At 60.2% G+C, this 18,465-nt stretch carries 25 protein-coding genes and 1 pseudogene; 17 read left to right on the top strand and 9 right to left on the bottom strand.

The features are described from left to right. Positions 1-42 precede the first annotated feature (42 nt). The gene (locus ACJ8J5_RS16420; RefSeq protein ID WP_414104875.1) at positions 43-417 is read right to left on the bottom strand and encodes a cell envelope integrity protein TolA; all 375 of its coding nucleotides are present in this window, start codon (positions 415-417) and stop codon (positions 43-45) included. 41 nt (positions 418-458) lie between these two features. Next, positions 459-1,370 carry a LysR substrate-binding domain-containing protein gene (locus ACJ8J5_RS16415; protein WP_025302038.1) on the bottom strand — a complete coding sequence of 304 codons (912 nt, stop codon included), beginning with the start codon at positions 1,368-1,370 and terminating at the stop codon, positions 459-461. 140 nt (positions 1,371-1,510) lie between these two features. On the opposite strand from ACJ8J5_RS16415, the gene ACJ8J5_RS16410 reads away from it, so the two are divergent. The 3 genes from ACJ8J5_RS16410 to ACJ8J5_RS16400 are packed head-to-tail and all read left to right on the top strand — an operon-like array spanning position 1,511 to position 4,642. Then, positions 1,511-2,155 carry a hydrolase gene (locus tag ACJ8J5_RS16410; RefSeq protein ID WP_004939390.1) on the top strand — a complete coding sequence of 215 codons (645 nt, stop codon included), beginning with the start codon at positions 1,511-1,513 and terminating at the stop codon, positions 2,153-2,155. A 48-nt stretch (positions 2,156-2,203) separates the two neighbouring features. Next, positions 2,204-2,749 (top strand): antibiotic biosynthesis monooxygenase, encoded by a 546-nt coding sequence (locus ACJ8J5_RS16405; RefSeq protein WP_043136985.1) that lies wholly within the window; start codon positions 2,204-2,206, stop codon positions 2,747-2,749. Between the two features lie 21 nt (positions 2,750-2,770). Next, positions 2,771-4,642, top strand: coding sequence for an amidohydrolase (locus ACJ8J5_RS16400; RefSeq protein WP_414104876.1), 1,872 nt, complete (start codon positions 2,771-2,773; stop codon positions 4,640-4,642). Between the two features lie 101 nt (positions 4,643-4,743). On the opposite strand, the gene ACJ8J5_RS16395 is transcribed toward ACJ8J5_RS16400, so the two are convergent. The 3 genes from ACJ8J5_RS16395 to ACJ8J5_RS16385 form a co-directional block, all read right to left on the bottom strand. Beyond that, a complete protein-coding gene (locus ACJ8J5_RS16395) occupies positions 4,744-5,874 on the bottom strand; it encodes a Gfo/Idh/MocA family protein (protein WP_414104877.1) in 1,131 nt (376 codons plus the stop codon). Positions 5,875-6,102: 228 nt separating this feature from the next. Continuing rightward, on the bottom strand, positions 6,103-6,726 hold the full coding sequence (locus ACJ8J5_RS16390; RefSeq protein WP_025302034.1) for a glutathione S-transferase family protein: 624 nt from the start codon (positions 6,724-6,726) through the stop codon (positions 6,103-6,105). A 15-nt stretch (positions 6,727-6,741) separates the two neighbouring features. Then, positions 6,742-6,924, bottom strand: a complete 183-nt coding sequence (locus ACJ8J5_RS16385; RefSeq protein ID WP_016928567.1) for a DUF1127 domain-containing protein — start codon at positions 6,922-6,924, stop codon at positions 6,742-6,744. Between the two features lie 180 nt (positions 6,925-7,104). On the opposite strand from ACJ8J5_RS16385, the gene ACJ8J5_RS16380 reads away from it, so the two are divergent. The 3 genes from ACJ8J5_RS16380 to ACJ8J5_RS16370 all read left to right on the top strand — a co-directional run bounded on the left by ACJ8J5_RS16380 (position 7,105) and on the right by ACJ8J5_RS16370 (position 10,310). Continuing rightward, positions 7,105-8,541 carry an aminotransferase-like domain-containing protein gene (locus ACJ8J5_RS16380; RefSeq protein ID WP_049203904.1) on the top strand — a complete coding sequence of 479 codons (1,437 nt, stop codon included), beginning with the start codon at positions 7,105-7,107 and terminating at the stop codon, positions 8,539-8,541. An 81-nt stretch (positions 8,542-8,622) separates the two neighbouring features. Further along, positions 8,623-9,648: an AraC family transcriptional regulator gene (locus ACJ8J5_RS16375; protein WP_025302032.1), complete on the top strand. Its 1,026-nt coding sequence runs from the start codon at positions 8,623-8,625 to the stop codon at positions 9,646-9,648. Continuing rightward, positions 9,645-10,310 carry an epimerase gene (locus ACJ8J5_RS16370; RefSeq protein ID WP_025302031.1) on the top strand — a complete coding sequence of 222 codons (666 nt, stop codon included), beginning with the start codon at positions 9,645-9,647 and terminating at the stop codon, positions 10,308-10,310. The genes ACJ8J5_RS16375 and ACJ8J5_RS16370 overlap by 4 nt, the downstream gene beginning before the upstream one ends. A 10-nt stretch (positions 10,311-10,320) precedes the next feature. Here the strand turns inward: ACJ8J5_RS16370 and ACJ8J5_RS16365 are convergent, their stop codons facing one another. Further along, entirely contained in the window at positions 10,321-10,743 is a 423-nt protein-coding gene (locus ACJ8J5_RS16365; protein ID WP_049203903.1) for an NUDIX hydrolase, read from the bottom strand. 106 nt (positions 10,744-10,849) lie between these two features. Between ACJ8J5_RS16365 and sseA the strand changes: the two genes are divergently transcribed. Continuing rightward, on the top strand, positions 10,850-11,695 hold the full coding sequence (sseA, locus tag ACJ8J5_RS16360; RefSeq protein WP_043136964.1) for a 3-mercaptopyruvate sulfurtransferase: 846 nt from the start codon (positions 10,850-10,852) through the stop codon (positions 11,693-11,695). On the opposite strand, the gene ACJ8J5_RS16355 is transcribed toward sseA, so the two are convergent. Next, the gene (locus ACJ8J5_RS16355) at positions 11,692-12,561 is read right to left on the bottom strand and encodes a LysR substrate-binding domain-containing protein (protein ID WP_025302028.1); all 870 of its coding nucleotides are present in this window, start codon (positions 12,559-12,561) and stop codon (positions 11,692-11,694) included. The two genes, sseA and ACJ8J5_RS16355, sit on opposite strands and share 4 nt — an antisense overlap. Before the next feature lie 105 nt (positions 12,562-12,666). On the opposite strand from ACJ8J5_RS16355, the pseudogene ACJ8J5_RS16350 reads away from it, so the two are divergent. The 3 genes and pseudogenes from ACJ8J5_RS16350 to ACJ8J5_RS16340 form a co-directional block, all read left to right on the top strand. After that, positions 12,667-12,819 (top strand): annotated as a pseudogene (locus ACJ8J5_RS16350) (DUF4865 family protein); the annotation flags it as partial. Between the two features lie 395 nt (positions 12,820-13,214). Further along, positions 13,215-13,421, top strand: coding sequence for a hypothetical protein (locus ACJ8J5_RS16345; RefSeq protein ID WP_072269808.1), 207 nt, complete (start codon positions 13,215-13,217; stop codon positions 13,419-13,421). Between the two features lie 15 nt (positions 13,422-13,436). Beyond that, complete coding sequence (locus ACJ8J5_RS16340; RefSeq protein ID WP_173888986.1) at positions 13,437-13,673, top strand: colicin Z C-terminal domain-related protein; 237 nt, start codon at positions 13,437-13,439, stop codon at positions 13,671-13,673. Positions 13,674-13,769: 96 nt separating this feature from the next. Here the strand turns inward: ACJ8J5_RS16340 and ACJ8J5_RS16335 are convergent, their stop codons facing one another. Next, entirely contained in the window at positions 13,770-14,168 is a 399-nt protein-coding gene (locus tag ACJ8J5_RS16335) for a hypothetical protein (RefSeq protein WP_173888984.1), read from the bottom strand. A 286-nt stretch (positions 14,169-14,454) separates the two neighbouring features. Between ACJ8J5_RS16335 and ACJ8J5_RS16330 the strand changes: the two genes are divergently transcribed. The 5 genes from ACJ8J5_RS16330 to ACJ8J5_RS16310 all read left to right on the top strand — a co-directional run bounded on the left by ACJ8J5_RS16330 (position 14,455) and on the right by ACJ8J5_RS16310 (position 17,248). Then, positions 14,455-14,763, top strand: a complete 309-nt coding sequence (locus ACJ8J5_RS16330) for a DUF4865 family protein (RefSeq protein ID WP_230201369.1) — start codon at positions 14,455-14,457, stop codon at positions 14,761-14,763. Positions 14,764-14,839: 76 nt separating this feature from the next. Beyond that, complete coding sequence (locus tag ACJ8J5_RS16325; RefSeq protein ID WP_147822955.1) at positions 14,840-16,075, top strand: FAD-dependent oxidoreductase; 1,236 nt, start codon at positions 14,840-14,842, stop codon at positions 16,073-16,075. Between the two features lie 68 nt (positions 16,076-16,143). Further along, the gene (locus tag ACJ8J5_RS16320; protein ID WP_016928576.1) at positions 16,144-16,404 is read left to right on the top strand and encodes a type II toxin-antitoxin system Phd/YefM family antitoxin; all 261 of its coding nucleotides are present in this window, start codon (positions 16,144-16,146) and stop codon (positions 16,402-16,404) included. Then, positions 16,364-16,711 (top strand): type II toxin-antitoxin system RelE/ParE family toxin, encoded by a 348-nt coding sequence (locus ACJ8J5_RS16315; protein WP_049203897.1) that lies wholly within the window; start codon positions 16,364-16,366, stop codon positions 16,709-16,711. The genes ACJ8J5_RS16320 and ACJ8J5_RS16315 overlap by 41 nt, the downstream gene beginning before the upstream one ends. Before the next feature lie 24 nt (positions 16,712-16,735). After that, a complete protein-coding gene (locus ACJ8J5_RS16310; protein ID WP_049208922.1) occupies positions 16,736-17,248 on the top strand; it encodes a GNAT family N-acetyltransferase in 513 nt (170 codons plus the stop codon). A gap of 22 nt (positions 17,249-17,270) precedes the next feature. On the opposite strand, the gene ACJ8J5_RS16305 is transcribed toward ACJ8J5_RS16310, so the two are convergent. Continuing rightward, a complete protein-coding gene (locus tag ACJ8J5_RS16305; protein ID WP_085819318.1) occupies positions 17,271-17,783 on the bottom strand; it encodes a DUF2165 family protein in 513 nt (170 codons plus the stop codon). A gap of 134 nt (positions 17,784-17,917) precedes the next feature. On the opposite strand from ACJ8J5_RS16305, the gene ACJ8J5_RS16300 reads away from it, so the two are divergent. Then, positions 17,918-18,181 (top strand): type II toxin-antitoxin system ParD family antitoxin, encoded by a 264-nt coding sequence (locus ACJ8J5_RS16300; RefSeq protein WP_060432675.1) that lies wholly within the window; start codon positions 17,918-17,920, stop codon positions 18,179-18,181. After that, entirely contained in the window at positions 18,166-18,465 is a 300-nt protein-coding gene (locus ACJ8J5_RS16295) for a type II toxin-antitoxin system RelE/ParE family toxin (protein ID WP_042783942.1), read from the top strand. Before ACJ8J5_RS16300 ends, ACJ8J5_RS16295 begins: the two co-directional genes overlap by 16 nt.

Raw genomic sequence — 18,465 nt, 5'->3', positions numbered from 1 at the left:
ACAAAAAACGGGCCGCGCAGGCGGCCCGTCGGTCACATCCCTTCAGGGAACGAAATCGAGCACCACGGCGTTGAACAGCGCGTACTCGGTGGCGTTGGCCATCGGCGGAAACTGCGCGTGCTGCACCGCCGCGCTGGCCGCCGCACACAGGGGCGCATCGCCCCTCACGATCTTGCTGCTCACCAGCTTGCCGTCCGGCCGCAGCCGTATGCTGATGGTGCAGCGTTGGCCGCGCGCGTGTTCCGGCAAACGCAGCTCGCGGCTCACCGCGTTATGCACCCGCACCGGATAGCTGAGCGGCATCGCAGTCTGCGCCTCGGCCTGCGGCCCCGGCAAGGGGGTGCCGGCCTGACGCCCGGCGCCCGCGCCGCAGCCGCTCAACAGTAACAGCGCCAACAGGCCTAGTGTCTTTTTCATTCCCGATGTCCTTATTGGGGATTAATCTTTATCGAGCGCCCTTACTGCGCCGCTGGGTAAGCCTCACCGTCATCCGCGTAACGCTGCAGGCGCTCGCGCCACCACTTGGCCGCCAGGCCGCTGGCGCTTTCACGCCAGCCGAAATAGGCAGCGTCGCTGCAGCGCTCAGATTCAACGCGTTTCGCCACCAGTTCGCCGCTGTTCAGGTAAGGTTCCGCCAGAGAGCGCGGCAGATAGCCACAGCCCAGCCCGGCCAACTGCGCCTGCAGTTTGGCGTCAAAGCCGAAGACCGTCAGCGTATCCTGTTCTTCCAGCAGGTTCAGGCTCTGCGGCGCGTTGACGCGCGAGGTATCGCGCACCACCACCGCCCGGTGCTGACGGATCTCATCCTTCGGCAACGGTTCCGGCAGCGCCGCCAGCGGATGCTGCGGCGCGACGGCGAACACGTAATCCAGCTGCCCCAGGCGGCTGAACGCATAGCCCACCCGCGACGGCGGCTCGCAAATGGCGCCGATGATAATGTCGGCGCAGCCGTAAACCAGCGACTCCCAGGAACCGGCCAGCACCTCGTGGCTGAAACGCAGCCGGGTATGGTGATGCTGCCGATAGAACTCGTCGATCAGCGGCAACAGGCGGGCAAACGGGAAGGAGGCGTCGATCCCAAGCGTGATCTCGCTTTCCCAGCCGTTCTCCACGTAGCGCGCCTGCTGTTCCAGATCCTGCGCCGCGCGCAGCAGCACCCGCCCTTTTTCCAGCATCAGCTTGCCGGTATCGGTGAACTTCGCCCGATGGCCGGAGCGGTCCAGCAGGGTGATGTCGAGATCGTTCTCGAGCTTTTGCACCATATAGCTCAGTGCCGAAGGGGTTTTAAACAGTGCGGCGGCCGCGGCGGCGAAAGATCCGTGCCGGTCCAGCGCGTCCAAAATCAGCAGCGCTTCCAGGTTTAATCTCATGCTTTCTCCCGTGTATAAAAAAACTCAACAAGTCGGCAAAAATTCTGCGGTATCTTTGAAATCGCCCTCTGCCTACCATGGGTTTTATCGGCGTTACACTCATCAGATGTTCAACCGAAATATCACTGGGAAGGTAAATTATGTCCAAGTTTCAACTGCTTGATAAAGACAATTCCGCACTGATTTTTATCGATCATCAACCACAAATGGCCTTCGGCGTGGCTAATATTGATCGTCAGCAACTGAAAAACAACGTTGTTGGTTTGGCGAAGGCAGGCAAGATTTTCAACGTCCCCACCCTTTTCACCTCGGTCGAAACCGAAAGCTTCAGCGGCTATATCTGGCCGGAACTGCTGGCGGTACACCCTGAAATCACCCCGATTGAACGTACCTCGATGAACTCCTGGGAAGACGCGGCCTTCGTTAAAGCCGTGGAAGCCACCGGCCGCAAAAAGCTGGTGATCTCCGCGCTATGGACCGAAGTTTGTTTGACCTTCCCGGCGCTGATGGCGCTGGAAGCCGGCTATGAAGTGTACGTGGTGACCGACACCTCCGGCGGCACCTCCGTCGATGCGCACGAACGCTCGATCGATCGCATGGTGCAGGCCGGCGCCGTACCGGTGACCTGGCAACAGGTGCTGCTGGAGTACCAACGCGACTGGGCACGCAAAGACACCTACGACGCGGTGATGGCGCTGGTGCGCGAACACAGCGGCGCGTACGGCATGGGCGTCGACTACGCTTACACCATGGTGCACCACGCACCGGCCCGCACGGTGAAATAATTCCCCCTGCCCCGGCCCCGCGCCGGGGTATTTTCAGGAGTCGGTTTTATGGCCCATCCGCAGCATGTCACGCTGGTGATCACCCACCGTTTGGCGCCGGGGAACGAGCAGGCCTATGAGGCCTGGCTGAACCGCATCATGCCGGACGCCGCGGGCTTCACCGGCCATCTGGGCGTCAACGTCATCCGCCCATCCGACAGCGAACAGGCCTATACGGTGCTGGTCCGCTTCGACAATGTCGACAATCTCTACCGCTGGCTCAACTCGCCGCTGCGCAAGCAATACATCGAAGAAGTCACTCCGTTGTTGCTGGAGAACGACCATATCGAGATCCGCCCCGGCGCGGAGTTCTGGTTTACCCCACCCAACCCCAACGTGCGCCAGCCGCCCCAGTGGAAGCAGTTCATCATCACCCTGCTGGTGATCTTCCCTTCCACCAATCTGGTGCCCTGGTTTTGGGGGCTGGCGCTGCCGCAGCTGGACGGCACGCTGCTCGGCCATTTTCTCAATGACGCCACCGTGGTCGCCCTGGTGGTGTACCTGTGGATGCCCATCGTGACTCGCGTCTTTCATCAATGGCTGATCCGCCGCTAGGCGGTTCGCCGGGAGAATGTTATGAACCACCACGCTTCATTGATCATCACCAACGGCAAGTTTCACACCGTCGATCGCCAAAATCCTACCGCACAGGCGGTCGCCATCCGCGACGGCAAGTTTCTGGCGGTCGGCAGCGAAGCCGAAGTCATGCAACACGCCGGGCCGGAAACCCAGGTGATCGATCTGCACGGCCACACCGCCATTCCGGGCCTGAACGACTCGCACCTGCACCTGATCCGCGGCGGCCTGAACTACAACCTGGAGCTGCGCTGGGAAGGCGTGCCTTCGCTGGCCGACGCGCTGCGCATGTTGAAAGAGCAGGCGCTGCGCACGCCGAGCCCGCAATGGGTGCGGGTGGTCGGCGGCTGGACCGAATTCCAGTTTGCCGAACGCCGCATGCCAACGCTGGACGAAATCAACCAGGCGGCGCCGGACACGCCGGTATTTATTCTGCATCTCTACGATCGCGCGCTGCTCAACCGCGCGGCGCTGAAGGTGGTCGGCTACACCAAAGACACGCCGAACCCACCGGGCGGCGAGATCCAGCGCGACGCCAACGGCAACCCGACCGGCATGCTGATCGCCAAACCCAACGCCATGATCCTGTACGCCACGCTGGCGAAAGGGCCGAAGCTGCCGCTGGAACAGCAGGTCAACTCCACCCGCCAGTTCATGAGTGAGCTGAACCGCCTCGGCCTCACCAGCGCCATCGACGCCGGCGGCGGTTTCCAGAACTACCCGGAGGATTATCAGGTGATCGCCGAGCTGCACGAGAAAAAGCAGCTGACCATCCGCATCGCCTATAACCTGTTCACCCAGCGGCCGAAGCAGGAACTGGAAGACTTCGAGCTGTGGACCGACATGCTCAAGCCGGGCCAGGGCACCGACTTCTATCGCCACAACGGCGCCGGCGAGATGCTGGTGTTTTCCGCCGCCGACTTCGAAGACTTCCTGCAGCCGCGCCCGGATCTGCCGCCGGGCACCGAAGACGAGCTGGAGCGAGTGGTGCGCCATCTGGTCGAGCACCGCTGGCCGTTCCGCCTGCACGCCACCTATGACGAATCCATCAGCCGCATGCTGGACGTGTTCGAGAAGGTGAACCGCGATATTCCATTCAACGGCCTGCACTGGCTGTTCGACCACGCCGAAACCATTACCGAACGCAATATTGAGCGCGTCAAGGCGCTGGGCGGCGGCATTGCGGTGCAGCATCGCATGGCGTTCCAGGGCGAATATTTCGCCGATCGCTACGGCATCGAAGCCACCAAACATACGCCGCCGGTAGCGAAAATGCTGGCGGCTGAGCTGCCGGTCGGGCTGGGCACCGACGCCACCCGCGTCGCCAGCTACAACCCGTGGACGGCGCTGTACTGGCTGGTCTCCGGCCGCACCGTCGGCGGCATGGCGATGTACGACGACAGCGCCCGGCTGGATCGCGAAACGGCGCTGATGCTGTGGACGCAAGGGAGCGCCTGGTTCTCCACCGAACAGGGCAAGAAAGGCCAGATCAAGGTCGGTCAGTTGGCGGATATGGCGGTGCTGTCGCAGGACTATTTCAGCGTGCCGGAAGAGCAGATCAAAGGCATCGAGTCGGTGATGACGGTGGTGGATGGCAAAGTGGTCTACGCCGCTGGCAGCTTCTCGCCGCTGGCGCCACCGCCGCTGCCGGTGCTGCCGGAGTGGTCACCGGTCACTCAAGTGCCGGGCCACTACCGCTCCGCGCCGCCGTCGGCGGCGGCCCGCGTCGGGGTAGTGAGCCAGGCGCACCAATGCTGCGGCCCGTGCGGCGTACACGCGCATCAGCATGACATTGCGCGCCGCTCCAGCATCCCGGTGTCGGACGAGAATGCCTTCTGGGGCGCGTTCGGCTGTTCGTGCTTCTCGTTCTAAGTTGCCAGCCCAGCAACTTATTACGCAACTAGCTTAATAAGATAATAAGTTAGTAAAGTAGCAAATTAATGGCGCTGTCCACGGAGAGCGCCATTTTATTGTCAATCGCGGTTGATCTCCAGCCAGCGCCGCTGCTCGGCGGAGGAGGCTATCGCATCCAGCACGCAAGACACCTTCCAGCCTTCTTCAAAGTCCGGCCACATGCGATCGCCCGCGGCGATGCCGTTGACCAGATCGCGGATCTCCACCGTTTTCTGATCGTTAAAACCAATGCCGTGCCCGGCGCTGATGCAAAACGCCGCATAGTCCGGGTGCTTCGGCCCCACCAGCAACGTCTTGAACCCCTGCCGCTCCGCCGGTTCATCATGCCGATACAGCTTCAGTTCGGCCATCCGTTCCTGGGTATAACTCAGCGTGCCTTTAGTGCCGGTGACCACATAGGTCAGCCCCATCTTGCGCCCGCAGGCGATGCGCGACGTTTCGATCGTGCCCATCGCCCCGCCGGCGAAACGCAGCAGTGCACTGGCCTGATCTTCGTTTTCCACCGGCAGCAGGCGCGCCGGGTCTTGCGGGTCCGGGCGCTGCTTGATCACGGTCTGCATATCGCCAGAGACCGCCACGATATCGCCCACCAGGTAGTGCGCCATATTGACGATATGCGCCGCCAGATCCCCCAACGCGCCCAGCCCGGCGCTGGCGCGGCGGCAGTGCCAGTCGATCGGCGTGCGCGGGTCGGCCAGGTAATCCTCATTGTGGGTGCCGTAAAAATGCACCACCTCGCCGATTTCGCCGTTGGCGATGATCTCGCGCGCCAGCTGGCTGGTCGGGTTCTTCATGTAGTTGAAACCGACCAGCGTTTTCACGCCCTTGGCGCGGGCGGCCTGCACCATCTCCGCCGCGTCGGCGGCGTCCAGCGCCAGCGGTTTTTCCGAATATACGTGCTTGCCGTGGCGGATCGCCTCCAGCGCCATCTCTTTGTGCAAGAAATTAGGGGCGCAGATGTCTACCACGTCGATCGCCGGATCGGCCACCAGCTGCCGCCAGTCGCCGGTCGAACGCGCAAAGCCGAACTCGGCCGCGCGCTGCGCCGCCAGCTCGGTCGTCACCTCCGCCAGCATCTCCAGCACCAGATCCCCTTTAAGGGGAAATACCGTGGGGGCCTGCGCATAAGCGATAGCGTGACAACGCCCGATATAACCGGTGCCGATTAACCCAACGCGTACCTGTTTCATCATTTTCTCCCGTGACCGAAATTCTGTGTAGAACCAGGCGCGGCTCAATGAAACGCGCCGATTGATAACGGGTTTATATGGAATATAAATTTCAATAACAAGCACGCGGGAAAATAAAGTTCATATTCGTGATGCCGTTCATGAAACGTTGACGGGATGATGCAATGAGGAAAGCCCGGACGCGGCTGGTCGTATCCGGACGGGATAAAATGAACCATTTATTTCATATTACGGTAAACCGTTGGCACCGTGTTGCACGTAGCCAGGGCGTTGCAGCAGGCGCTGCTGATAGGCCGCCAGCGCCGCATAATTCGGCCGCTCGAACGGCGTCATCAGCCAACGGTTCAGCGACAGCCCCAGCACCACGTCCGCCAGCGTGAAGGTGGCGCCGGCGGCATAAGGGCCGTGCTGCGCCAAATGCCTGTCCAGCAGCCCCATCAGCCGATTCCACTCGCGTTCGGCGGCGGCCAGGCTGGCGGCATCTTGGTAATCCGCATGCCCGCGCACGCGCGACATGAACACATAGCGCCAGGCGCCGTTCAGATCGGTGGCCTGCCAGTCCATCCACATCTCCACCGCCGCGCGCGCGCCGGGTTCCTGCGGCAGCAGATCGCGGCGCCCTTCCCGCCCCACCAGATAGCGGCAAATGGTGTTCGACTCCCACAGCACCCGCTCGCCGTCAATCAGCACCGGCACCAGGCCGTTGGGATTCAGCGCCAGAAACGCCGGCTCCTGCGTGGAGCGAAAGCCGCTGCCCCAGTCTTCCCGTTCCAGCGTCAGCCCCAGCTCCTGACAGGTCCATAACACTTTGCGCACGTTGATTGATGAAGCCTTGCCCAAGACTCTCAGCATCGGTTTTCCTCTTATCTATTCTTTCCAGAAAGGTTTACATCCTTCACGCAGCGCTTCTGCACGCGACAAACCAATATCGATCAGCCGCGCATCGTCCAGCAATAATAATTCTTTTCGCGTCCTGTAGCGTTGCAGATACAGACGCCAGCGTGACCCACCGAATGAGCGCCGCCGCGGCGCGCCAGTAAACAGAGCCATCTTGTTATTCTCCCTGATGTTTTCGCGTTGCAGTCATCATGCTCGCCGAGAGAAAAACAATACAGATTCACGCTGGCGCTATTTTTTTCATACAGCTGCACCAAAAAACCCACTGAATGGTTTACTTTGAAAGCATCTGTACCGGTTTTTTAATTCTTACCGCCGATGAGAGGCCTCTGTATGACACGCTACGCCACGCTGGCCGCCATTCTCAGCCAACGCATTCAGCAAGGGTTGTATCCGGCCGGCCATCGCCTGCCTTCGGTGCGCGCATTGAGCCAGGAGCACGGCGTCAGCATCAGCACGGTGCAGCAAGCCTACCGGCTGCTCGAGGAACAGCGCCTGGTGGAAGCGCGGCCGAAGTCGGGCTACTTCGTGCATACGCGGCGCGCTCAGGCCGAGCTGCCCGCTATGACGGCGCCGGTGCAGCGGCCGGTGGACATTTCGCAATGGGAGCAGGTGCTGGAGCTGGTGCGCAGCCGGCCGCGCGAAGGCCTGATCCAACTGGGGCGCGGCATGCCGGACGTCGCCGAGCCGACGATGAAACCGCTGATTGTCGCCCTGCGCAACGCCGCCCGCCACGGCGACCTGCGCAGCCTTTATTACGACAGCATTCAGGGCGTGACCGCGCTGCGTGAACAGGTCGCTCGTCTGCTGCTGGATTCCGGCTGCCATATCGGTGCCGATCAGTTGCTGATCACCACCGGTTGCCAGGAAGCGATCTCCGCCGGGCTGCGCGCCGTTTGCCAACCCGGCGACATCGTGGCGGTCGATTCCCCCTGCTTCCACGGCACCATGCAAACGCTGAAGGGATTGGGCATCAAAGCGCTGGAAATCCCCACCGATCCGCTCACCGGCGTCAGCCTGGCCGCGCTGGAGATGGCCCTTGAACAGTGGCCGATCAAGGCCATTCTGCTGACGCCCAACTGCAACAACCCGCTGGGCTACATCATGCCCGACGCCCATAAACAGCGGCTGCTGACGCTGGCGCAACGCCACGATGCGGCGATCATCGAGGATGACGTTTACGGCGACATCGCCTATCACTACCCGCGGCCGCGCACCATCAAGTCGTTCGACGACGACGGCCGCGTGCTGCTGTGTAGCTCGTTTTCCAAAACGCTGGCGCCGGGGCTGCGCGTGGGCTGGATCGCGCCCGGCCGCTATCTGGAGCGGGTGCTACACATGAAGTTCATCGGCTCCGGCGCCACCGCCACCCAGCCGCAGCTGGCGATCGCCGAATTTATCCGCAGCGGGCACTATCTGCAGCACCTGCGGCGCATGCGCGCCCGCTACCAGCAGAACCGCGATCGCATGACCGATTTGATCCTGAAACACTTCCCGGTCGGCACCCGCGTCAGCCGGCCGCGCGGCGGTTTTATGCTGTGGATCGAATTGGACGAAGCGTTCGATACCCTGCGGCTAAACCGCCATCTCGAGCAGCAAGGCGTACAAATCGCCGTCGGCAGCATTTTTTCCGCCGCCGGCAAGTACCGCAACTGTCTGCGCATCAACTATGCGCCGACGCTGACGACGGAGATCGAACAGGCGGTACAACGGGTCGGCGCCACCATCCAGGCGCTGATGCCAACCGACAGTTTGGCGCAATCGGATTAAATCTTGACGCGATCGGATTATCGGCGCACGGACGGGCTGTTTTAGAGTAATGCCTTCTCTTACCACTGGCAGGCAACAACCATGAGCAGCGATCAAATTCCGGTTTCCAACGCGTTGGCGGTGCGCCTCGCGGCGCAAGGCGTCGATCTCGAACGGGTCGGTCAGTTAGCCGGCTTGCCCGCCGGGCTGCTCAGCGAGCGGCGCGTAAAAGTGCGGTTGACCACCCACCAGTTCTTCGCCGTCTGGCGCGCCCTCGCCCAACTGAGCGACGATCCCGCCTTTGGTCTGCGGCTGGGCGGCGACGTCGCGCCGGAGCATTACGATATCGCGTCAGTCGCCGCACTGCACTCCGCCACGATGGGCGAGGCCCTGCGTAAAGTCGCGCGCTACAAACGGTTGGTGTGCCCGGAAGAACTGATGCTGGAGGAAGATGGCGACAGCGTTCGGCTGCATACGCGTTGGACGATGATCGAGGACCATACGCCGGAATTGCTGATAGACACCATGTTCGCCTCTATCACCACCCTGTGCCGCCGTGGCACCGGTTTACCGCTGCAGCCCAAGGCGCTTGAGGTGACCCGCCGTCGCGATCCCCACTCACCGCTGCTGCGCCACTTCGGCTGCCCGGTGCGATTCGACGCGCCGCTGGACGTGCTGGTATTTGACCGTGCGCTGATGCAGCAGCCGCTCATCACCCACGACCAGGACATGTTGGCGCTGCTGCTGCCGGAGCTGGAGGCCGAGTTGGCCGAAGCGCGCGCCGAGCAAGACTTGCCCACACAGGTGATGACGATCCTCGGCCGCAGCATGCGCGGCCAGCGCCCCAGCGTCAACAGCGTGGCCGCGGAGCTCTATCTCAGCCCGCGCACGCTGCAGCGCCGTCTGCAACGGCACGGCTACAGCTACCAGCAGTTGCTGGACAAAACCCGCCACCGCACCGCCTGCCGCTTGTTGGCGGATACCGATCTTGAGCCTGGGGAAATTGCCTTTGTGCTGGGATTCGAAGAGCTGAATTCGTTCAGCCGCGCCTTTATTCAGTGGGAAGCGCTGACGCCCAGCCGCTGGCGCACTCAGCGTGCAGCCGACCATCGGGAGGACAGAGCATGAAAGTGATTATCTTCGGCGCCAGCGGCATGGTGGGCCAGGGCGCGCTGCGAGAATGCCTGCGCGATCCGCGGGTCAGCGAAGTGCTCAGCATCGGCCGGCGCCCGTTGGCGCAGAGCCACGCCAAACTGCGCCAGCTCTCCCTGCCCGACCTGCGTGACCTGTCGGCGCTGGAGCCGCAGCTCGCCGGCTACGACGCCTGTTTCTTCTGTCTGGGGATTTCGTCCGCCGGCCTGAGCGAAGCCGAGTATCGCTCGGTAACTTACGACCTGACGCTGGCCGCGGCTCGCCCGTTGGCGACGCTGAACCCGACGATGGTCTTCATCTACGTTTCCGGCGTCGGCACCGACAGCAGCGAACGCGGCCGCAGCATGTGGGCCAGGGTCAAGGGCGCCACCGAAAACGCGCTGCTGGCGCTGCCGTTCCACGCGGTGATGTTCCGCCCCGGCGCCATTGTGCCGCTGCACGGCATTCGCTCCAAAGTCCGTACATACGATCTGATTTATCGGCTGTTCAAACCGCTGTGGCTCGGCGCATTGCGGCTGTTTCCCTCGCAGGTGAGCAGCACCGAACGAATCGGGCTGGCGATGCTGGCGGTGGCGCGCCGGGAAACCGCCTTGCGCATCCTGGAGCCGCCGCAGATCAATCAACTGGCGACGCGCTGAAATACCGTCATCAACCGCGCCGCCGCCAATACGCCGCCACCCGGCGGCGCAGATGCTCGATGCCCTGCGGATGCTCAATAAACTGCGCCACCGGCATCATCCGCCAGCGCTGGCCTTCGTCGCCAAAGCGAATGGCGGCGATCTGCGCCGGGGCGATCTCGCCGGCCATAAACCAGGTCGGCGGGGAGCCGGGCAGAACGCCATCGTAGCGCCGCCGCCAGACAACCTGACATTCCGCGATCGTCACGCCGAACTCTTCCTGCGTTTCCCGCTGCACGCACTGCAGCGGCGTTTCGCCGTTTTCCCGCCCGCCGCCAGGCAGATCCCATTGACCGGGCCATGGAATGCCCGGCTTGTCGTCCCGTTGGTAAACCAGCAAGCGATCGTCGCACAGCAGCGCGATCTTGGCCCCGCCAAACGCCTCGTCCGTCATGATTTCTCCGCTCCCGGCCCATCGCCTTTGACCGAACATCATACTTCATCCCCGCGCGGCCTGGTGTATAGTGAAAATCCGTTTTCACAACAGGCGAACAATAACGATGAACTCTCCGTTTCTGGTGACTCCCCAATGGCTTGCGCAACATATCAACGATGAAAATCTGGTGGTGATCGACGTTCGGATGTCGCCGGTGGGGCTAACGCCGAAAAAGGACATGCTTGCCGAGTTCGAACGCGGCCATATCCCCGGCGCGGTCTATTTTGATATCGACGACGTGGCGGACAAAAACACCGCGCTGCCGCACATGCTGCCGACGGCGGCGGAGTTTGGCGCGGCGGTGGGCAAACTGGGCATCAGCGAGCGCGATACCCTGGTGATTTACGACGAGGGCAACCAGTTCTCCGCACCGCGCGGCTGGTGGACCTTCCGCAATTTCGGCGCCGAGCATGTTTACGTACTGGACGAAGGGCTGAACGGCTGGACCGCGCTGGGGCAAGCGCTGGCAACCGGCCCGGCGCAGCCTGCCCCGCAGACGTTCAACGCCCGGTTCAACGCCGACGCGGTGGTGGATATGCGGCAAGTGGAACAGGCGCTAGGCACGCCGGTGCAAATTCTCGACGCGCGCGCCGCGCCGCGTTTCCATGCCGAAGCGCCGGAGCCGCGTCCCGGCCTGCACCGCGGCCACATTCCGGGCAGCATCAACATTCCGTACGGCGAGCTGCTGGAGAACGGCCGTTTCAAATCGCTGGAGGCACTGCGCCAAACCTTCAGCGACAAGGGGGTGGACATCAACGGCCCGATCATCACCAGCTGCGGCTCCGGCGTGACGGCGGCGGTGCTGGCGTTTGGCTTGTTGTCGCTCGGCGCGCCGCAGGTCAAGCTGTATGACGGTGCCTGGAGCGAATGGGGCCAGCTGAGCGGCAAGCAGCCAATCGCCCAAGATTAGGTTTCGATCCGCTCGACCACGATCTGCGCCAGCCGCTGCACGGCGGCCGAAGGCTGATCCTCGGCGCGGTGCAACACCACGCCGAGTTGGCCAAGAGCGGGCAGCAGATCGGGGGCCAGCGGTGACAGGCCGGGCGGTAAGCCCGCCGCCGTGCGCACCGTGACGCCCAACCCGGCGCTCACCGCCGCCCAAACGCCATTCAGGCTGCGGCTGGTAAAGGCGATGCGCCAGGGAATACCGGCGCGATCCAGCGCCTGCGTCGCCGCGCTGCGCATCAGACAGGGCGCGTCGAACATCACCAACGGCAAGGGCTCATCCCCTTCTCGCCACGGCGCCAGCGCGAAGCCGGGCGAGGCGATCCAGTGCAGCTGCCGCTGCCCCAGCGCCTGATGAAACGGCGTGCTCAAACCGCCATCCCACGCCAGCGACAGATCCAGCTGGCCTTTCAGCACCCAGTCGATCAGCTCGGCATTGCGGGCGATGCGCGCCTCGATGCGCACCTTCGGATTGGCGCGCGCGAAGCTGCCCAACACCTGCGGCAGAAACGTCTCGCCGAAATCCTCCTGCAACCCCAGCCGCACCGTGCCCTGCAGATCCAACCCGCGCACCGCGGCGGCGGCTTCGTCATTGAGCTCCAGCAGACGGCGCGCGTAGCCGAGCAGGGTTTCCCCCGCCTCGGTCATCACCATGCCGCGCCCAGCCTTGCGCAGGATCGGCGCGCCGACCTGCTGTTCCAGCTTTTTCAGGTGGGCGCTGACCGCCGACGTCGAACGCCCCAGCCGTTCAGCCGCCTTGGCGAAGCTGCCCAGCTCGACGCCGGTGACGAAGCTGCGCAAATCCTCGAGATCGAACGTTATTCGCCCCATGCTGACCGTCCTGATTTTTTGAACCATCAATCAAAATAATACCGATTTTACTGATAAAGATGGCGTGTCACGCTCTCCGGGTCAATGTCTTTCCGGAGAATCCTTATGCTCGCGATGCAATACCGTTTCACCCTGCCCGCCGATTACGACATGGCGATCGTCCGCCGCCGCATCGCCGATGTCGGCCATCGGCTTGACGCCTGCCCGCAGCTGATCGTCAAAGCCTATTTGTACGCACAGCGCAGCGAAGGCAGCGCCACTGCGAGGCGTGCATGCCACCAACCGGTTGTCAGACAAGCGCCATCTGATGGAGAAAAAAGATGACTGCAGCTGTCAGCATTGGATAAATGTGCCTGAAAAATGGTTTTTAGGTTAAAAAACACATCGAAACTGGCATTTTCATACATTATGTATCGTTAGTTCACGCCAGCCGCGGATAGGTCACGCTACGTTTCATGGTTAGAAACCCCAAAAAGTCGATTGACCTTCTTAATCATCAAGAATGCTATACTGACCTAATTTATAAGTTTTACTACACTTTCTGAGTCGACCTGTAATGCTCAGGTTGTGCCATCTCTGACAAGGTCTATATAAGGTGATAACAATAGTTATTTATCTTAAATTCAGTTCCTCTATTAAAGGCAGGAGGTACTATGGAAAACGAAAATTCAGTTTTAACACAACGCATTCTCTTTTCTTATAAAAATGAGAATGGCACCGAAATTAGTTGCCAGTCAGATATTGTTGCAACAAAAGAACAAGCACTAGACTATTTCTTCAAGGCTTTTGAAGGTGCCGATGTTTCAATTATAGATGTATCTAATGACAAACAATGGCAACAGCACTCACATGAACATTAATTAATTGGAGGTATTATGATTTCTCAAAACGTCTGGGCACCGCCAGGTGCCTTTGGACCCTGGGTTAATCTTGAAAGTCATATTGGTGATATAGCATACACTGTTTACTTTGAGTCTATCTCTCAACTTGAAGGTCCCTTTGTGGCATTTATTTGGTATGCGCCAAACGGCCCTAAAACAGTGACGGTTATTGGCCCTGCATCGTTTCAAATTGCCTGTCGAGGCGCTGGGCAAGATAAAATCAAATTTTAGAGCATTAGCGGGACGGGACAAGGTGTTCACGTTTATACTAATTTAGCTTGATATCATAAAGCAACCTTATTATAAATAAGATTGCTATTCTATACCTTATTGGTCGTAAGCACTGAGTATGTCGATAGCGAGTTCTTTGTTGGTGACAGACTGATAATATCCGTTGCCAACATCTATTTTAGAATGAATTCTTACAGGAGATGTTACTGGTGTTTTGTTAAAATAAACGGAAACATCCTTACCCTCGTTGCTGTTTATCAAATTGTTTAACTTTTTCTTACACTGGTCATTGTCACTCAAATTTATAATCACACCGGTTTGATTAGTCTTTTTATTATCTTGTAACTTTGCTGTGGCGACACATTTATGACTTAGGGTAAAACTATCCTGCCCAACTACATACTTTAGCTGATCTTTTTCTTTGTAACTTGAGCAGCCTAATAATAACAATGCAGGTACGCTTAACAATAAGGACTTCGTCTTAAATCTTTTCATATCAACTCCTTTTGTGGGGGCTTAGCGTTAGAATAAGCTACAATCTTATTGTAGTACGTTAATAAGTTCGATGCATCTCAATGTTCTCCTTATAACCTACATAAATCAACATACGGTCATCTGACATATTTTATAAATGTTCTTACATTCCCCCCTCCGCACTGAGCCAGAAATTATCAAAATTCTATAAAGAATTATCTGCTGGTGCTGGCCACCCCCTGCCTTTAATGATTAAAAAGCGAGCTGCCGTCTACCCTGTGCATGTTGATTCAGGTACTGGCGACGTTTGGCGACCGTCAATCACTGGCTGACGCATTTCGATCGCCCTCATTTGGCCGAGGCCGCCTGGGCGACCTGTCAGGAGCAGGTTATCGCCCCCTACAGCGATCTGCCTGCGCTGCGGCGCCAACAGCAGGTGGCGCCCGGTGCGCTAGCCTCCATCGTGGCGTTCGATCCCGCCGAGTGGCGGTTAGTGCGGCTGGATGTCTGGCGTGAACCCCCGCAGGCAGGGCCGCAAAACGGCCAACTGTTCCGCGTCGGCCATCTGTCCGCCCCCTTTGACCACACTGCGCCGCGGGTTGACAGTCAAACTTGATATTGATAATCATTATCAACATTAAACATTCACTTGCGGCTCGCGGGATGCGGGCCGCTCTCCGGGGTCAACCGCCATGTCGTCATCACCGATCACACCTTACGCCACCACCTGCTGCATCGTGGGGGGCGGCCCCGCCGGGCTGATGCTCGGCTATCTGCTGGCGCGGGCGGGGATCGACGTGACGGTGCTGGAGAAGCACGCCGATTTCCTGCGCGATTTTCGCGGTGACACCATTCACCCATCGACGCTGGAAGTCATGCACCAACTGGGCCTGCTCGACGAACTGCTGACGTTGCCGCACCAGCGTGCGGAGTCTCTGCACGCCGAAGTCGCCGGGCGCGACATCAAGCTGGCGGATTTCACCCGCCTGCCGACGCGCTGCAAATTTATCGCCTTTATGCCGCAGTGGGAGTTCCTCAACTTTTTGGCCCAGCAGGCCGCAGCCTTCCCCAACTTCAGGCTGCTGACCTCAACGCAGGTTCACCAGTTGCTGTACGACAGCGGCCAGGTGTGCGGCGTGCTGGCCGACACGCCGGAAGGCCCGATCCGCGTGCGCAGCCAGTTGGTGGTCGGCACCGACGGCCGCAACTCGGTGGTGCGCGAACAGGCGGCGCTCAGCAGCCGATCCTTCGGCGCGCCGCGCGACGTAGTGTGGATGAAGCTCAGCAAGCAGCCGGGCGATCCGGCCTGGTCGATGGGCCACACCGGGCCGAAGCAAAACTTCATCATGATCGATCGCGGCGACTACTGGCAGTGCGGCTACTCGATCGATAAAGGCAGCTTCGACGCGATCCGCCGCAGCGGGCTGGAGAAATTTTTGCTGCACCTCGCCGAGGTGGCGCCATTCCAGGACGATCGCCTGCAGGAGATCGTCGAGTGGGATCAGGTCAAACTGCTGAGCATTCGCATCGATCGTCTGGATCGCTGGGCCAAACCGGGGGTGCTGTGCATCGGCGACGCCGCGCACGCCATGTCGCCGATCGGCGGTGTGGGCGTCAACCTGGCGATTCAGGACGCGGTGGCCGCCGCCAACGCCCTGATCCCGCCGCTGCGCCAGCATCGGCTGCAGCTGAAGCATCTGCTGAGCGTGCAGCGCCGGCGCGAATTCCCCACTCGCGCCATCCAGTTTTTGCAGATCAAAATGAGCCAGCGCAAGCCGGGCGAACGCCGCGCGGCGGGCGGCTCGCGCTTGATCGCCCGCGTCGGCAACAGCCGCTGGCTGCCGCGCCTGTTCGGCCGCATCATCGGCCTGGGTTTTCGCCGTGAAACGCCGCGGCATCTGTCCAACGAAACCTGCCCGCCGGAATAGCATTGGTGATTTTTTCATCGCACCGTATAATGGTTAAATCGAACGATTTAATTAACTGGAGCGATTAAATGTACGCACTCACCGCGAACGAGGCCAAAACCCAATTCGGCGATTTGCTGCTCAAGGCGCAGCGTGAACCGGTGCAAATCAATCGCAACGGCAAACCGGTCGCCGTCGTCATGTCTGTAGAAGATTACCAGGCGCTGGAAGATCTCAAATTAAGCGCACTGCAGCAAAAAATCGCGCAGGCTACCGCCGAGGAAGACGCCGGTAAGGCGGTAGACGGCGATGCCTTCTTCAACCGTCTGCTCACCGATGAAACAGACTGAGATGCCCGCGTTTCGCCTCACCCCGCAGGCCCAACAAGATCTGCTGGCTATTCGTCATTTCACCATCGAGCACTGGGGCCAAGCGCAATCTCGCCGCTATCTTGAGCAGTTGAGAGAGGTCATGCATCATTTGGCAGATATGCCGGAAGCGGGTAAAGCTCACTTCCACGATCTGGGCGAAGAGATACGCAGTTTTCCTTACGCCAGCCATAGGATCTACTACCGCAACCGCCCTGCCGGCATCACCGTTCTCGCCATTCTGCATCAGGCGATGGTGCCTCACCGGCATCTGGAACAACGGCTGTAATTTTTCTTACTCAAAGGGGCACTGATGTTCACCGTTCGTCAGGCATTGCTGGAAGATTTAACGCAAGTGCGCGATATCGGCATCCGCACCTACCGCGCCCACTTCGGTGAGCTGTGGCACTACCCGCACGAGCTGGAGGCCTTTTTGGCCGAGGATTTTTCCGTCTCCGCGCTGGAACAGACGCTGCGCGATCCCGACGTGTGCTGGCTGTTGGCCTATGAGAATGACGCCCTCGTCGGCTATGCGCGGCTCAACGTCGACAGCCTGCTGGCGCCAACGCAAACCCGTGGCGCAGAGCTGCAGAAAATCTATTTCCTGCCGGGCCATGCCGGCAATGGCTATGGCCAGCGCCTGTTCGAACAGGTGCAACAGCGGGCCATCGAGCGCCGGCAAAAGACGCTGTGGCTGGAGGTGCTGCAACGCAACACCGGCGCCCAACGCTTTTATCAGCGCCAGGGATTGAGCATTTGTGGCGAGACCTGCTACACCAGCGCCCAGGGCTCGATAGGCATCTGGTATATGAGCAAGGCGCTGTAACCGCGCCCCGCTCCGCCGTCGTTTAGCGCGGCTCCCGCTGCAGCATCAGGAACAGCAAGGCAAACGCATTGGGCGCCAGGTAGATCAGCGCCCCCAGCTGCACCGCCAGCGGATCCTTCTTGGCCTGCCAGGCCATAAACCAGTCGCCGGCGACCACCATAAAGCCGACGCCCCACACCGTTATCGCGCAAAGCGCCCCCAGCATCGCCCAGGCTTTGCCCTTGGCGAAAGCGGCGTAAGAGCCTTTCAATCGCCCGATCATCAACGCCACGCCCGCCGTCGCGAATAGGCCGGCCAGCGTTTCCAGCGCGGTGATGACCGCCAACCCCAACATGCAGGCCCAGTCGGCGCTGATCGCGCGCCACATCAGCCCCGGCGTTTGATAAGTATCCTGCATGGCGAGCAGCGGCCCCACCGCATTGCGCGCGGTGCCGGCGAAATCCGCCGTATTGTTCAACAGGCTAAACAGCCCCCACAGGGCCGGAAACAGGGACAGGACGATGCAACCGAGGCGTGACACAGTGATTTCGTTCATGGTTATCCTTAATGAATAAACGGGTGGCTCCCGTCCTCATGACGGGACCGCTATTGAGATCCTGATAGTTTGACGTGCACAATGTAAGAACTAATCTTACAATGACGCAGCATAGCCGAAAGTGAGGAGGAACAATGGGCAGAACACTAACGGTAGATCTGGGTGACGAACTGCGTAGCTTCGTCGAAGACCTGGTGGCCAGCGGCGATTACCGAACGCCCAGTGAAGTCATCCGCGAATCCGTGCGCACTTTGCGCGAACGTACCGCCGCCTCAAAACTGGAAGAGCTTAGGCGCTTGATCGCCGAAGGAGAGAACAGCGGCGAAGCCGTCGAATGGGATCGTGATGTGTTCATGGAAAGAATACGGAGCAAAGCAAAAAGATGCGCAGGAGAGTAACCGTTCGTCCAAAAGCGCTGGACGATATGGAAGAGATCTATTTTTACGGGTTGGCGCACTTTGGCTTGCAGGTGGCCGAAGATTATCTGCGCCGCCTGCATCAGGCTTTCGATAACCTTAGCCACCACCAACTCGGTAAAAACATCGATGCAATCGGCCCCGGCCTATGGGTATTGCCCGTCGCCAACCACCTGATTTATTTTCGACAGCACAGGCGGGAGGTGAATATCATCAGAGTGCTGCATCATTCCCGCGATCCGCTCAGCCAATCCTTTTTCAGCTGA

It is taken from the genome of Serratia sp. CY43202, from assembly GCF_052168755.1.
GTDB classification, from domain to species: Bacteria; Pseudomonadota; Gammaproteobacteria; order Enterobacterales; family Enterobacteriaceae; genus Serratia; species Serratia bockelmannii.
This window is presented reverse-complemented; position numbering and strand designations above follow the sequence as displayed.

Coding starts and splice junctions, on each gene's coding strand:
- ACJ8J5_RS16410 (WP_004939390.1), top strand. CDS start 1,511: ATGTCCAAGTTTCAACTGCTTGATAAAGACAATTCCGCACTGATTTTT.
- ACJ8J5_RS16320 (WP_016928576.1), top strand. CDS start 16,144: ATGTACGCACTCACCGCGAACGAGGCCAAAACCCAATTCGGCGATTTG.
- ACJ8J5_RS16420 (WP_414104875.1), bottom strand. CDS start 417: ATGAAAAAGACACTAGGCCTGTTGGCGCTGTTACTGTTGAGCGGCTGC.
- ACJ8J5_RS16395 (WP_414104877.1), bottom strand. CDS start 5,874: ATGAAACAGGTACGCGTTGGGTTAATCGGCACCGGTTATATCGGGCGT.
- ACJ8J5_RS16315 (WP_049203897.1), top strand. CDS start 16,364: ATGCCTTCTTCAACCGTCTGCTCACCGATGAAACAGACTGAGATGCCC.
- ACJ8J5_RS16295 (WP_042783942.1), top strand. CDS start 18,166: ATGCGCAGGAGAGTAACCGTTCGTCCAAAAGCGCTGGACGATATGGAA.
- ACJ8J5_RS16380 (WP_049203904.1), top strand. CDS start 7,105: ATGACACGCTACGCCACGCTGGCCGCCATTCTCAGCCAACGCATTCAG.
- ACJ8J5_RS16325 (WP_147822955.1), top strand. CDS start 14,840: ATGTCGTCATCACCGATCACACCTTACGCCACCACCTGCTGCATCGTG.
- ACJ8J5_RS16390 (WP_025302034.1), bottom strand. CDS start 6,726: ATGCTGAGAGTCTTGGGCAAGGCTTCATCAATCAACGTGCGCAAAGTG.
- ACJ8J5_RS16305 (WP_085819318.1), bottom strand. CDS start 17,783: ATGAACGAAATCACTGTGTCACGCCTCGGTTGCATCGTCCTGTCCCTG.
- ACJ8J5_RS16400 (WP_414104876.1), top strand. CDS start 2,771: ATGAACCACCACGCTTCATTGATCATCACCAACGGCAAGTTTCACACC.
- ACJ8J5_RS16405 (WP_043136985.1), top strand. CDS start 2,204: ATGGCCCATCCGCAGCATGTCACGCTGGTGATCACCCACCGTTTGGCG.
- ACJ8J5_RS16415 (WP_025302038.1), bottom strand. CDS start 1,370: ATGAGATTAAACCTGGAAGCGCTGCTGATTTTGGACGCGCTGGACCGG.
- ACJ8J5_RS16340 (WP_173888986.1), top strand. CDS start 13,437: ATGATTTCTCAAAACGTCTGGGCACCGCCAGGTGCCTTTGGACCCTGG.
- ACJ8J5_RS16355 (WP_025302028.1), bottom strand. CDS start 12,561: ATGGGGCGAATAACGTTCGATCTCGAGGATTTGCGCAGCTTCGTCACC.
- ACJ8J5_RS16345 (WP_072269808.1), top strand. CDS start 13,215: ATGGAAAACGAAAATTCAGTTTTAACACAACGCATTCTCTTTTCTTAT.
- ACJ8J5_RS16385 (WP_016928567.1), bottom strand. CDS start 6,924: ATGGCTCTGTTTACTGGCGCGCCGCGGCGGCGCTCATTCGGTGGGTCA.
- ACJ8J5_RS16310 (WP_049208922.1), top strand. CDS start 16,736: ATGTTCACCGTTCGTCAGGCATTGCTGGAAGATTTAACGCAAGTGCGC.
- ACJ8J5_RS16335 (WP_173888984.1), bottom strand. CDS start 14,168: ATGAAAAGATTTAAGACGAAGTCCTTATTGTTAAGCGTACCTGCATTG.
- ACJ8J5_RS16365 (WP_049203903.1), bottom strand. CDS start 10,743: ATGACGGACGAGGCGTTTGGCGGGGCCAAGATCGCGCTGCTGTGCGAC.
- ACJ8J5_RS16300 (WP_060432675.1), top strand. CDS start 17,918: ATGGGCAGAACACTAACGGTAGATCTGGGTGACGAACTGCGTAGCTTC.
- ACJ8J5_RS16370 (WP_025302031.1), top strand. CDS start 9,645: ATGAAAGTGATTATCTTCGGCGCCAGCGGCATGGTGGGCCAGGGCGCG.
- sseA (WP_043136964.1), top strand. CDS start 10,850: ATGAACTCTCCGTTTCTGGTGACTCCCCAATGGCTTGCGCAACATATC.
- ACJ8J5_RS16375 (WP_025302032.1), top strand. CDS start 8,623: ATGAGCAGCGATCAAATTCCGGTTTCCAACGCGTTGGCGGTGCGCCTC.